Source organism: Moorella glycerini (assembly GCF_009735625.1).
Taxonomy (GTDB): domain Bacteria; phylum Bacillota; class DSM-521; order Neomoorellales; family Neomoorellaceae; genus Neomoorella; species Neomoorella glycerini.
Genome location: NZ_CP046244.1, coordinates 133307 through 146929 on the forward strand (window position 1 = coordinate 133307; position 13623 = coordinate 146929).

Annotated in this window: 10 protein-coding genes and 1 pseudogene; 3 read left to right on the forward strand and 8 right to left on the reverse strand. The window is 53.4% G+C overall.

Annotated features, from left to right (window positions below; genetic code table 11):
* Nucleotides 1-3 precede the first annotated feature (3 nt).
* On the reverse strand, nucleotides 4-732 hold the full coding sequence (locus tag MGLY_RS00685; protein WP_156271283.1) for a gamma-glutamyl-gamma-aminobutyrate hydrolase family protein: 729 nt from the start codon (nucleotides 730-732) through the stop codon (nucleotides 4-6).
* A 148-nt stretch (nucleotides 733-880) separates the two neighbouring features.
* Nucleotides 881-2332 (reverse strand): DASS family sodium-coupled anion symporter, encoded by a 1452-nt coding sequence (locus MGLY_RS00690; RefSeq protein WP_156271284.1) that lies wholly within the window; start codon nucleotides 2330-2332, stop codon nucleotides 881-883.
* Between the two features lie 355 nt (nucleotides 2333-2687).
* On the opposite strand from MGLY_RS00690, the gene MGLY_RS00695 reads away from it, so the two are divergent.
* Nucleotides 2688-3662 (forward strand): IS110 family RNA-guided transposase, encoded by a 975-nt coding sequence (locus MGLY_RS00695; protein WP_246187388.1) that lies wholly within the window; start codon nucleotides 2688-2690, stop codon nucleotides 3660-3662.
* Between the two features lie 706 nt (nucleotides 3663-4368).
* On the opposite strand, the gene MGLY_RS00700 is transcribed toward MGLY_RS00695, so the two are convergent.
* Nucleotides 4369-5166 (reverse strand): GntR family transcriptional regulator, encoded by a 798-nt coding sequence (locus MGLY_RS00700; RefSeq protein WP_156271285.1) that lies wholly within the window; start codon nucleotides 5164-5166, stop codon nucleotides 4369-4371.
* A 207-nt stretch (nucleotides 5167-5373) separates the two neighbouring features.
* Between MGLY_RS00700 and MGLY_RS00705 the strand changes: the two genes are divergently transcribed.
* Together MGLY_RS00705 and MGLY_RS00710 are read left to right on the forward strand one after the other, a co-directional pair.
* Nucleotides 5374-6741, forward strand: coding sequence for an acyclic terpene utilization AtuA family protein (locus tag MGLY_RS00705; protein ID WP_156271286.1), 1368 nt, complete (start codon nucleotides 5374-5376; stop codon nucleotides 6739-6741).
* 13 nt (nucleotides 6742-6754) lie between these two features.
* Nucleotides 6755-7078 (forward strand): DUF4387 domain-containing protein, encoded by a 324-nt coding sequence (locus MGLY_RS00710; protein WP_156271287.1) that lies wholly within the window; start codon nucleotides 6755-6757, stop codon nucleotides 7076-7078.
* A gap of 71 nt (nucleotides 7079-7149) precedes the next feature.
* Here MGLY_RS00710 and MGLY_RS00715 read toward each other — a convergent pair.
* The 5 genes and pseudogenes from MGLY_RS00715 to kdpB form a co-directional block, all read right to left on the reverse strand.
* A pseudogene (locus MGLY_RS00715) lies at nucleotides 7150-7383 on the reverse strand ([FeFe] hydrogenase H-cluster radical SAM maturase HydG); the annotation flags it as partial.
* A 46-nt stretch (nucleotides 7384-7429) separates the two neighbouring features.
* Nucleotides 7430-8122 (reverse strand): response regulator, encoded by a 693-nt coding sequence (locus tag MGLY_RS00720; RefSeq protein ID WP_156271288.1) that lies wholly within the window; start codon nucleotides 8120-8122, stop codon nucleotides 7430-7432.
* A complete protein-coding gene (locus MGLY_RS00725; protein ID WP_156271289.1) occupies nucleotides 8112-10835 on the reverse strand; it encodes a sensor histidine kinase in 2724 nt (907 codons plus the stop codon). Before MGLY_RS00725 ends, MGLY_RS00720 begins: the two co-directional genes overlap by 11 nt.
* Nucleotides 10836-10935: 100 nt before the next feature.
* Nucleotides 10936-11514, reverse strand: coding sequence for a potassium-transporting ATPase subunit KdpC (kdpC, locus tag MGLY_RS00730; RefSeq protein ID WP_277997873.1), 579 nt, complete (start codon nucleotides 11512-11514; stop codon nucleotides 10936-10938).
* Nucleotides 11515-11556: 42 nt separating this feature from the next.
* Nucleotides 11557-13620, reverse strand: coding sequence for a potassium-transporting ATPase subunit KdpB (gene kdpB / locus MGLY_RS00735; RefSeq protein ID WP_156271291.1), 2064 nt, complete (start codon nucleotides 13618-13620; stop codon nucleotides 11557-11559).
* Nucleotides 13621-13623 lie beyond the last annotated feature (3 nt).

A 13623-nucleotide genomic window follows, 5' to 3' on the forward strand; every position in this document is an offset into this window, starting at 1 on the left:
CGTTTACCTGTACCTTGCGCTTGCATTTACCAGCCCTTTAAACAGCTCTAACCAAAACGGCTCCTGCAAAACCTCCGGATGGAATTGCACCCCCAAAACAAAATCGTGTTTTAGGCTCGCTATCGCTTCGATTATACCATCCGGCGCCCGGGCGACGACTGTAAACCCCGGGGGTGGTTCCTTGACCGCCTGGCGATGGAAGCTATTTACCATCGCTTCTTTTTTCCCGGTAAGCCTTGCCAGGATACCATCCATTTCTATCCTGTGAATAGTTTCTCCCGGCGGCCTGCTCCCCTGCTGATGCACAACGCCGCTATTCTCCGGCCGCTGGTGAATATCATCCAGGTACATGGTACCGCCGCAAAGGACACTTAAAACCTGGTGCCCGCGGCAAATGCCCAGGATAGGTATATTCCTTTCCAGGGCACCCAGCAGGTAATCCCTTTCATTGGCAAAGCGCAGAGGGTTCTGGCTTTCTAAATCTTTAGCCCGATTGCCTTCTAAAACATTGCGTTTAACACTTAGAACCTCGCCCGCGGCAATGAGGGCGTCAATGTTTTCTAAAATCTTCTGGCGAATTTCTGGATCATTGACTACCGGTAGCAATAAAGGAATACCACCGGCCCTCTCTACCGCATCTACACAAGCTTTGACTGTGTAGACGAGGGACCAGCCCGGGACAACATTGCCCTGCTCCCAGCCGGTAGTTATACCAACACGCACGGCACCCATTACAGCACCTCATTTCCTATCTCAATAATTTGCTTATAAGAAATTGCCCCGAATGAGTTCTACTACTCCCCCGGGGCTCGTCGGCGATTCCAGGCATTTTATCTTAAATAATCATCGCCCTTTCATGTTGCCTTCATGTTTAAATCTATTAAATCCATCCGTATAACCAAGTCCAGTACGGAATGCTAACAAACATTAGCGCCAGATACGTGTATGACCAGACGGTTTCGGCTTTCCAGAATTTCTTATGATCGGGGAAATATCCGCTCAACATGTATCCTACCCCATGACCAGCACCATATGGAGTCATCGCTCCAAAGCCTTCTTTAGTATGAATTAACATTATCCCAAACAACTGTACCGGAAATCCTGGGATGCCTTTTGCCACAGCTAACCAAAGAGGCATTAAAGTAGTTACATGAGCTGTTACACTCACATATAAATAGTGTATTAAATAATCAATCGTAACTAAAATTATCAATATAAGAATCGGTGAAAGACCCAGTCCCGATACCCAGGCCGTCGAAGCTTTAGCGAGCCAATCTAAGAAACCCACATCTTTTAACCCATTGGCCAAGGTTATGAGTGTTCCTAGTACTATTAATATATTCCAGGCCGATTTTTCTTCCAGGACCTGTTCCCATTTAATAACACCTGTGACGATCATCAATACTACTGCGATTATAGCGACCATTGCCGGCGGTATTATTTCATGGGCAAAAATCCAGGCAATCAATGCACATATAAAAATTATTAATGTGCTTATTTCTTTAAAAGAAAGTTTTCCCATTTTCTCTAGTTCTCCGCTAGCCCACACAGGTGCTTCGGGAAACTTCTTTATTTCCGGCGGGAAGAATTTATAAGCAATCAGGGGAGTTATTATTATCAATATTACTGCCTGGGGAATGAAACCATAGAGGTAACTTATCCACGATATAGGGGGCAAACCTGTTGCTTTAGAAATATATTCTGTGGCTAGGACACTCATTGCAGCAGCCGTTAGGAACGTAGAACTCGAAATGAACGTCGCTAAAAATGATGTAAACAGAAGAAATGAGCCTATCTTAGACGCCGTTTCACCCGGGTGGGACCCCAGAGCTTCAGCTGTAGACCTTGCGATTGGGTACATGGTACCAAAACTACGAGCTGTGTTGGATGGCATGAATGGTCCTAAGGCTAAATCGGCCAGGGTTATAGCATAGCCAAGGCCCAGCGAGTTTTTACCTAACTTTTTTATAAGCCATAAAGCTATTCGCCGCCCTATTCCTGTGTCTTTAAGCGCCACTGCAAATATCATTGCCGCAAACACAAGCCACACTACGCTGTTCGAAAAACCCGATAGTGCCCACGCTAAAGTATCCTTGGGAGCCTTGTTAACGAGGTTCAGGCCCCCTATGATGGCTACACCGGTTAATCCTACGGCTCCCATAGGCATGACTTCCAAAGCAACACCAATAATTACAGCCACAAACAGAGCAAAATAATACCATGCATAAGGTGCCAGACCCGCAGGTCGAGGGATAAGCGCAATAACTATTCCGACAACAATAGGTATTAGTGCTTGCAGGATTTTAGATTTTTCTTCTGTTCGTGATGTCATGACCCTTCCTCCTTGTATGATATGACCAACGGTTAAATTTCCAGTTGGTCATTTATTTTGTCGTAAAAAATGTTTGACCCTTGAGGTATCCTCTGGGACAATCACGGTAGAACCGATGGCGGGGCAGTTCAGTTCCTCCTGCACTTCCTAAAGTGCTTGGTAAGACTGCTCCCCGGGCCTGGCGGCAACCGCTTACGCGCGGGTCGCACGCCCTTTAGAGGTTCTCCCTTCAGCAAGGAGCTGCGCACCAGTCTCTTAAGGGTCGGTGCTCATCAGCAAGGTTGCTGTTACGTCAGGTTCCTAGGGATACCCCAATTTTGGTTTGCTAAATCCCCGGGAAAGGAGGTGTTTTGCTATGGGAAAAACCCTTTTTGTCGGTATCGATATAGGGTCCGACACCAATGTGGTGCGCATCCTTGATGATACCGGCGAAGATGTCTGCGGTTTTAGCGTTTCTAACGACCTCCCCGGGGCTGAAAGGCTTGTGGAAAGGATTGTTGCTGAAGCTGAGTTACTTGATGCTGATAAGATTGAGATTGGCATGGAGGCCACTAACCTCTATTGGTGGCACCTTTCCCAGGCCCTGCATGAGGCTCCTGAACTCTCGGCATTTGCTGCGGAAATAGCGGTGATTAACCCCAAGGTGATTGACGGCTTTAAGCTTATCTACCCGGATATGGCTAAGACCGGCGCCTTGGATGCCCGGGTTATTGCTGATTGCTTGCGGTTTGGACGGGTACGTCCAACACCCCCTCCTGATATGACCTATGCTCCTTTGCAACGGCTTACCCGGTTTCGCTATCACCTGGTCAGTAACCTCACTCGTGAGAAGAATAGGGCCCTCAATCTGATATTCCTTAAGTTTTCTACCTACCAGAAGGAGTGTCCCTTCTCCAATTTGTTCGGGCAGGCCTCCCGGGCTGTCGTTGGCAACCTCACCCCTGATGAAATTGCTAATATGCCGGTGGAAGAACTGGTCGATATGATGCTTGAGCACGGTAATAACCGCTTGAAGGATGTCCCGGAGATGGCCAGAGTTATTAAACAGGCGGCCCGCAATTCCTACCGTTTAAACCCTAAAATGCGGGATGCTGTTGATGTTACCCTGGCCATGTCCCTGGAAACCATCCGCTTCTTTGAAACCCAGCAGAAGAAAATCGACCAGATCATTGCTAAAGAACTAAAAGCCATTCCCCAAACGTTAGATACTGTTCCTGGTATCGGGCCGGTTTACTCTGCCGGCATAATAGCCGAAATTGGTGACATCTCCAGGTTTAAGAACCACAATGCCCTTGCTAAATTCGCGGGCCTGACCTGGCGGCAGCACTAGCAAGTTCACTGCCGAGGATATCCCCTTAACCATGTCCGGTAATTATTACTTACGGTACTACCTCATTGAGGCGGCTAATTCCGTCCGGGTGCGGGAGCCGGAATATGCCGCGTTCTACCGCAAGCTTGTGCGCATGGTCTTCACGCTGCTGAGTGAGGGCCAAATCTACCGCCACAGGAGGTTGGGTTAAACATTTCTTTAAAGTTTACTTTTAGTGTTTGTGCTGGCAATTATTGTCTCGGTTTGCGGCTTGATTTCTTATTGCCTTTTTACATTTTAAGACATTAAAATTTCCAATTCAGCGTCTTGACATTTTACCGCGGGTCTTATTATGAGTAATAATCAAGCAACATACAAACCTATCTGTAAACAAATTAAATAGTAAATAAACATAGTAGCCAGTTTTTTATTATTATATACAGTTAATGGTTTTCTCACTTCCTCTCTTCCACTTCTGTCGGGAAAGTAACACCAATTGCCATAAACGTAAGGAAGCGCGTCAATTTAGCCTTATAACCCCCCCCTGTCGTTGTAATTACTTGTTATAATATGTTGCTTATTCTATTCTACATGCCCGGCGTTTTTCCTGCCGGCTATAGAATTTTTTTTATAAAAAAATTAAAGCCCCGGCCAAAATTCCAGCTTACCAGGGCTTTAATTAATTCAGGCTACATTATGCCATTTGCCAGGTATTTGTCATTACTAGTTATATTGTTTTTCCCCGGTTAACCGGCCGGGTTATATAGAAACTGTATTTATCCCCGCGGTAGGCCGCCCGTTTATATTCTACCGGCCGCCCCTCCGCTGTATAGACCAAGGAGGTTACCAGGAGCAAGGGTTCGCCTGGCTTAATATCCAGGACACGCGCCTGTTCTTTACGCGCAGCAACGGCCTCAAAAGACTGGGTCACCATAGCCGGAGCCGGCAAACCAGCTTTTTCATAGAGGTCGTACGTGGAAAAAGCTATTTTTTGCCGACATAACTCCCGAGCCAGGGCTGCCAATTGTTGTCCCAGTTCTCCTTCAAAGTAGGAAATGTAATAGACCATAGGTTCATTATTACCCAGGCCCAGGAGCTCCAACCGGATTACGCTGGTGGCAACGGGAAGAGCCAGTACAGTGGCCAGGTGATAATCCGCCGCTACCAGGCTGGCGTCCAGGTACCGAGTGGACGGTTCCAGGCCTTTACTCCGTAAGGTCTCTTCAAAAGGGGTTACCCTTACTAGTTCCTGCTGGATGCGGGGGCGAGCGACAAAGGTGCCTTTACCATGACTGCGGTAAATTAGACCTTCCCTGGCAAGTTCCCCCAGAGCCTGGCGCACCGTAATCCGGCTGACATTATACATGGCACAAAGCTCTTTTTCGGACGGCAGGCGCTCACCGGTCTTCAATATACCGTTTTTGATCTGTGCCGCCAGGGCATCTTTCAATTGTTGATAGAGAGGTATCGATTTTTCTGGTGATATCTCCCCATGCCCGATAATGGGAAGCACTTTTTCTGTCATAGCCAATCCTCCACAACCGATAACATTATTGTAATAACAAGCTTAACATAACACAAACGGTAAATCAATATTGGGAAAAACTTTAAGCCAGGGATGCCATAAATAATATCCCAATTTTTTTATTCAGCCAGCAGGAAAAATGCCAGGTATGTAGAATAGAATAACAAACACGTTATAACACGTGATTACATCATGGAGGGATGAATTATGACAAAAAAACCTTTGCGCTTTCTCTGTCCCAACGGCCACCTGGGCTTTGCTCCCATCAAGACCGGTAGCTTTTACCGGGGCGTTGAGACCAAGCCCGATTTTATCCTTGCCGACTCCGGCAGTGACGACATCGGTCCCGGACCTTTAGGTTCCGACACCTCTACCAGCCCTTTGGAATGGCAGAAACACGACCTGGAACATATGCTGCTGGCCGCCCGTAAACTGGGTGTCCCCATGATCATCGGTTCCGCCGGCGACACCGGAACCAATAGCCGTGTCGACCTCTACGTCAACATTATTAAGGAACTGGCCGAGAAACACGACTTACCTAAATTTAAAATCGGTTACTTCTATTCAGAAGTAAGCAAGGACTACCTGGCCCAAAAAATGAAAAAAGGACAGGTTATCAAAGGCCTGGACGGCCGCCCTGACCTAACCCCGGAAGAGCTGGATAAGACCGACCGCATTGTTGCCGTGGCCGGGGTCCATCCCTATATTAAACTTCTGGACATGGGCGCCGACGTTATTATCGGCGGCCGCTCCAGCGATTGTGTTATTTTTGCTGCCCCGGCCATCCGCGCCGGTTTTCCGGAGGACCTGGCCTACTACCTGGGTAAGGTTCTGGAGTGCGCATCCTTCTGCGCCGAACCTTATGGTGGAAAGGAGACGGTTATCGGCACCATTACCGAAAAGGAAGTCCTGGTTACGGCCATGCATCCAGAGCAGCGCTGCACAGTGGCTTCGGTAGCCGGCCATGCCATGTACGAAAGATCCAACCCCTACTACGAGTATGTCCTGGGCGGCATGCTGGATATGAGCAACTGCCGTTATGAGCAATATGACGAAAAGACCTGCCGTATTACCGGGCCGAAATTTATTCCCTCGGACGAATGGCGGGTGAAACTGGAGGGTTCCGGCAAGGTAGGCGAGCGCTACATCGGTATTGCCGGCATCCGTGATCCTTACACTATCCAGAACATCGACAAGGTTATCGAGTGGGCGAGGGCCCAGGCCCGGGAACGTTTCGGCGATACAGGTTATGAGCTCCACTACCATGTTTTTGGCAGGAACGGAGTAATGGGCGACCTGGAACCGGTTAAAGAGATCCGCTCCCATGAACTCTGCATCGTCGTCGAGGGTATCGCTCCCACCAAAGCCATGGCTGAAGAGGTCGCCATGATTGGTACCCGCCAGATGTTCTATGCTCGCCTGCCGGAGGTTAAAGGCACTGCCGGTGGTGCCGCTTTTGTCGTCGACGAAGTGTTGCCGGCTTCACCAGCCTATATATGGACAATGAACCATACAGTTGCCCTGGATGATCCTATGGAACTCTTCCCCACCTTTCTGACAGAAGCGGGAAAATAAGGAGGTAATATCAATGGCTACTGAAAAACTGATCAACCTTGCCAAGACCATCCGCAGTAAAAATGCCGGTACAGATAAAATTACCTTTGACATTATTTTCCGGGAAAAGGAAAACTACGAGCTGGTTAAAAAAAGCGGCGTCCTGACCCCGGAAACTATATGCAAGCTTTATGGTATTAGTCAGGAAAGAATTGTCGATTTTGTTGAATTCGATCCTGCTTATGCTATTAAATTTACCATTTACCGGCAGCGCCCCAGCGGCAGCCCGGGGGAATCCGATGTCTTTGGCTGCCAGCAGTACGCCCCCTTGCTGGATCTCGAAATACCGTTAGAATAAACACCCGTGTTCCGAACTATCCCGGACATTTAAGGTCCGGGATTTTTTTCTGGTTAAATTGTAATTCTAACTTAAAAATATAAATCCCTTTCGCCCGCAGCAATGCGCTCCAGGCGGCGTTCGGTTTCGGCCCGGATAGCCGCATTTGGTATCTGAGCCAGGTGCTCCCTGATGGCCGCTTCCCCTGCCTTCCGGGTGGCCGGCCCGGCGTAGTCCAACAGGTATTCTTTAAAGGTCAGGATGGCGTTGGGCTGGCACACATGCTGGATCTTGCTGGTTTTGGCCAGGGCCATGAAGCGGTCGCCGATTTCAAACTGGGGCACTCGCTCAAATATGGTTTGTATCTTTTACTTATTCCCCGCCTACCAGGCGGTAGCCGACTCCGGGTTCGGTGATGATATAGCGGGGCCGGGTGGGGTCGGTTTCAATTTTACGCCTGAGCTGCCCGATGTAGACGCGCAGGTAATGGGTTTCTTCCTGATACCCCGGTCCCCAGATGGTGCGTAAAAGCTGGCGGTGAGTCATTACCCGGCCGGCATTAAGGGCCAGGTTTTTCAGGAGTTCGTACTCAGTAGGCGTAAGCTTGATTTCCCGGCCGTCAACCGTAACCAGGCGGCGGGCCAAATCGACGGTCAAGCCCCCAACGGTAAGTACCGGTTCATCACCGTTCTGGGCCGCATGTCTTAGGGCCGCCCGCATCCGGGCCAGGAGCTCCCCCATACCAAAGGGCTTGGTGACATAGTCATCGGCACCGGCATCCAGGGCCTTAATTTTATCATCCTCCTGCTCCCGTACGGACAGGATGATGATGGGCACCCGGGACCATTCCCGCAGGCGTTTAACTACCTCCAGACCGTCCAGGTCGGGCAAACCCAGATCAAGAATAACCAGATCCGGGTGCAGCAAGGCGGCTTGCTGCACTCCCTGTAGTCCCGAAACCGCCTCGGCCACTTCGTAACCGTGGGCCTTCAGGGCAACCTTTAACAGGCGGCGGATAGGGGTTTCATCATCAATAATAAGGACGCGAGCACCCTTAGCGGTCACCCTGGCCACCTCCCCCTTCTGAAGGAACCGCACCCGGCGGCTGTTCGGCCAGGGGAAGAGAAAAATAAAAGACGCTCCCGCCCCCCGGGCGGGCCTCTACCCAAATTTTACCACCGTGGGCCTCAATAATCCCCTTACAGATGGAGAGGCCCAGACCCGTGCCGCTCACATGCCGGGGTGACTGCAAGCGGTAAAACTTATCGAATACCCTTTCCCGATCGCTTTCCGGAATGCCGGCACCCCGGTCGGCGACGGCCACCTGCAACTCCTTTCCCTCCCGGCGCACTGCAATGTCAATTTTACTCCCGGGAGGAGAATATTTAACGGCATTCTCCAGCAGGTTGACCAGAACCTGTTCAATAAGGGTGAAATCCACCTTGACCAGGGGCAATCCCGGAGAAATGCTAACCTCCAGGGGCCGGTCCTGCAAGGTTTCCCGGAGCTGCCCCAGGGCAACACCGATAATATCTTCCAAATCGCACCATTCCTGTTTTAACTGCAGCATACCGCTCTCCAGGCGAGCCATGTCCAGCAGGTTGCCAACCAGCCTGTTCAGGCGTCGCGCGCCCTCTTTTATAGTTTGAAGGAGAGCCTGCCGCGCCTCCGGATGATAGACCTCATCCCCTTCCAGGAGGCCGGTAACCGCGGCCGTAATAGAAGCCAGAGGTGTCCGCAGCTCATGGGAAATAGAGTTGAATAAAGCAGTACGCAGTTTCTCCGAGGCTGCCAGGCAGCGGGCCTGCTGGGCCTCTGCCGCCAACTGCAGGCGTAAGATAGCCAGGGCTGCAAGGCTGGCAAAAGCCTCTAGCAACAGGCGCTGCTCCGGCGCTAGGTGGCGCTCCGGATGGGCAAGCTTTACTCCCAGGACACCCAGGTTACTTTCTTCTGCTTTCAGGGGCAGGTACAACCCATCTGCCCCCGCCAGGGTATCGGTTCCCCTGCCGGCAAGCTGTTCATGGGTAAAAACCCACCCGGCTACAGCGTATTCATTGCTGTCCAGCCATTTTTCGGGCGATGACGGCGCAGTAGCCCGCACTTCCAGCTTGCCTTGAGCGTCGGGGATGAAAATAACGGCCTCGCCATCAATAGTTTCTGCCACAGTTTTAACTATGGTCTTTAATAGCCCATCAATATCAGTCTCCACCGCCATTTTCCTGCTCAGGGCGTAGAGGGCGGCCGTCCTTGTTTCCCGGCGCCGGGCGTTTTCAGCTTGAGCTTTTAGCCGGGCAGCCATGGTACCGGTGATAACGGCAACTACCAGAAAGACCCCGAAGCTGAGCAGGTGGCGGAGATCAGAGACGGAAAAGCTTAAGACTGGGGGCACAAAGAAAAAATCAAAGGCCAGCACACCCAGCACGGACGCCAGGATCGAAGGCCCCCGGCCCCAGCGGGCGGCACAGAACAGCACCGGTAATAAATAAAGTAAAGCAATATTAGTTAAATCAAAGACTGGCTGTAATATTTTATTGAGGACGGTAACCAGCATGACGGCCACCAGGACACCGGCATAGGGCCAGGAAGAGGCCCGTACACGGTAGCGCCATCCTGGTGCCCGGTGGCCTTCCCTAGACCCGATTTTTCCCGGTATGATATGCACGCTGATACCCTGGCTGCCGCGAATAATTCTGTCCACCAGCGAACCCCGCCACAGTTCCTGCCAGCGGGGGTGTAAAGGTTTACCGATGACAATCTGGGTGACGTTCTTGCGACGGGCCACAGCAAGCAATTCTTCGGCGGCATCGTTGCCCGTTAAAGTAATTACTTCCGCTCCCAGTTCTTCAGCCAGGTGTAAGTTCCGCGCCAACTGGTCCCGCCTGTTTTCATCGGCAGGAAGGCGTTCTGGCGTTTCCACATAGACGGCCAGCCATTCCGCCTTAAGCCCGGTAGCCATCCGTTTGGCCGTGCGGATCACCTGGGCGGAAAAGGGGCTGGGGCTTACACAGGCCATAACCCGCTCACCGGCCGGCCAGGGGCCGGTAATGCCGTGCAGGCGCATATAGTGATCCAATTGCCCTTCTACCCGCCGGGCTGTGTACCGCAACGCCAGTTCCCGCAAAGCGTTGATATTTCCCGGCCGAAAAAATTTTTGCAGAGCCCGTTCGGCCTGGTGCGGTACGTAGACCTTACCTTCTTTGAGACGCTCGATTAATTCTTCCGGCGGGATGTCGATGAGCTGGATCTGGTCGGCTTCCTCCAAGAGGCGGTCGGGAACGGTTTCCTGCACCCGGATGCCAGTAATCTGGGCGACAATATCATTGAGGCTCTCCACATGCTGGATATTTAAAGTTGTATAAACGTTGATGCCCGCAGCCAGAAGTTCCTCGACATCCTGGTAGCGGTAAGTGTGCCGGGAGCCGGGGATATTGGTGTGGGCCAGTTCGTCTACCAGGGCCAGTTGGGGACGGCGCTGCAAAAGGGCATCCAGGTCCATTTCCCGGAAAACCTTGCCCCGGTAAACCAGCTCCCGGGGCGGTATGATGGATAATCCCCTGACCAGGGCTTCGGTCTCCGGGCGCCCGTGGGTTTCCACCCAGCCGATGACTACATCAACGCCGTCGGCCTGGCGCTCGTGGGCTGTTTCCAGCATGGCATAGGTCTTGCCGACACCGGCCGCAGCCCCCAGGAAAATAGTCAGCCGTCCCCGGTTCTCGGCCTCTACCTGGGCCAGCAGGTCCTCAGGATCAGGCCGCCGGATATCTTCCTCCCTGTCCATTCACCTCACCCTTTCCCGTTCATGAAAGGTTCAGGGGATCAGCCCCCCCAAACAGCATGTGTGCACCAGAATTACATGGGGGGTCCCTTACCCTCTTAATTTATCGTGAAAGTTTATCCAGCTCCAGGTTTAATATTAGCACATTTACCCGTGGCTCACCCAGGATGCCCAATTGCCGCCCGGTAATATTTCTGTCGACCAGGGAGCGCACCTTGTCTTCCGGAAGATTCCTGGCCCGCGCCACCCGTGCTACCTGTAAATAAGCAGCCTCCGGGCTGATGTCCGGGTCCAGGCCGCTGGCCGAAGCGGTTACCAGGTCGGCCGGCACCGGTGCTCCGGCCGGCAGGCCGTTTACAGTACGAACTGCTGCCAGGCGCTTGGCTACAGTCGCCACCAATTCTTTACTGGTCGGCCCCAGGTTGGACCCGGCCGAGGCAGCAGCGTCATAGCCTTCCTTGCCCGCCGCTGAAGGCCGGCCGTGGAAATAACCCGGGCCGGTGAACTTCTGGCCGATAAGGGCCGAGCCCACCGGCTGCCCGTCACGCTCGATAAGGGAACCACCGGCCTGGCGGGGAAAAAATACCTGTGCCAGGCCGGTGACTGCCAGGGGGTAAATGACGCCGAGCAGGACCGTCATTACCACCAGCATCCGGGCGGTTGTTAGAAGTTTTCTAGTCAAGGCTCCTCTTCCTTTCATTAGCTTGCAACGGCCACAGCCCCTTTAGGCCAGCCTCAAAGCCACCAGGAGCATGTCAATGAGTTTGATGCCGATAAAGGGTGCCACCAGGCCTCCCAGGCCGTAGATGACCAGGTTGCGGCGCAGGATGGCGTTGGCCCCCAGGGGCCGGTAGGCAACCCCCTTAAGGGCCAGGGGCACCAGGGCGATGATGATCAGGGCGTTGAAGATCACGGCCGCAAGGATGGCGCTCTGGGGTGTAGCCAACCTCATGATATTTAAGGCTCCCAGTTCCGGGTAAGTGACGGTGAAGAGAGCCGGGATAATGGCAAAGTACTTGGCCACGTCGTTGGCAATGCTGAAGGTTGTCAGGGAACCGCGGGTCATGAGCAACTGCTTGCCGATCTCCACCACCTCGATGAGCTTGGTGGGGTTGTTGTCCAGGTCAACCATGTTACCTGCTTCTTTAGCCGCATGGGTACCGCTGTTCATGGCCAAGCCCACATCCGCCTGGGCCAGGGCCGGGGCGTCATTGCTGCCGTCGCCGGTCATGGCCACCAGGTGTCCTTTCGTCTGGTAGTCGCGGATCAGTTTTAACTTGGTCTCCGGGGTGGCCTCGGCGAGGAAATCGTCCACCCCGGCTTCCGCCGCTATGGCAGCCGCCGTCAAAGGGTTATCCCCGGTAATCATCACCGTTTTGATTCCCATGCGGCGCAGCTCGGCAAAACGTTCTTTGATACCGCCTTTAATCACGTCCTTCAGGTAAACGACCCCCAGGACCCGGGCCCCTTCAGCCACCACCAGGGGGGTGCCGCCCTCTTTGGCCACCCTGGCAACTGTATCTCTAACCTCCGCCGGCAGGGAACCACCCTGTTCCCGGACGAAAGCTTCAATGGCATCAGCGGCACCCTTGCGAATCTGCCGTCCCTCCAGGTCGACGCCGCTCATGCGGGTGTGGGCGCTGAAGGGGACAAAGGAGGCTTTCAGGCTGCCCAGATCCCGCTCCCGGAGTTGAAATTTATTTTTGGCCAGGACTACGATGCTGCGCCCTTCCGGCGTCTCGTCGGCCAGGGAGGCGAGCTGGGCGGCATCGGCCAGTTGCTCTTCGGTTATCCCCGGGGCCGGGATAAAGGCCGTGGCCATGCGGTTTCCCAGGGTGATAGTCCCGGTTTTATCCAGGAGGAGGACATCGACGTCGCCGGCCGCTTCCACGGCCCGGCCGGACATGGCCAGCACGTTACGCTTGAGGAGCCGGTCCATGCCGGCGATGCCGATGGCGCTCAAAAGACCGCCGATGGTGGTGGGGATCAGGCAGACCAGCAGGGCGATCAGGACAGGTACCGGGGCCGGGGCGCCGGAGTAGAGGGCAAAGGGTTCCAGAGTGGCCACTGCCAGCAGGAAGACGATGGTCAGGCCTATGAGCAGGATGGTCAAGGCGATCTCGTTGGGCGTCTTCTGCCGCCGCGCCCCTTCCACCAGGTTGATCATGCGGTCGAGGAAGGTTTCCCCGGGATTGGCCGTTATCCGTACCTTGATCCAGTCGGACAGGACGCGGGTACCGCCGGTGACGGCGCTGCGATCACCCCCCGATTCCCTGATCACCGGCGCCGATTCACCGGTCACCGCGCTCTCATCTACCGAAGCAATGCCTTCGATTACCTCGCCATCGCCGGGGATAATATCCCCCGCTTCTACCAGGACAATGTCCCCCTTGCGAAGTTGCGATGCCGGTATCTGTTGCACCCTGCCGTCGCAGAGTTTTTTGGCCGTAGTTTCGCTGCGGGTGCGGCGTAAGGTCTCGGCCTGGGCCTTGCCCCGGCCTTCGGCCAGGGCTTCGGCAAAATTGGCGAAGAGGACGGTTATCCACAGCCAAAGGGCGAGCTGGATATTTAAAGCAATAATGGCGCGCCCGCCGGCAGCTAAATCCCGCAAAGTAAAAATGGTCGTTAGCAGGGCGCCGATTTCCACGACAAACATTACCGGGTTGCGCCACTGCACCCGGGGATCGAGCTTAGCAAAAGCGTCTTTAATGGCCGGGACGAGCAGGGCCCGGTTGAAGCTACCCCTGGATCCGGCCAGCCTGTTGGAAATATTGGCTTCCCGTGGCATAAA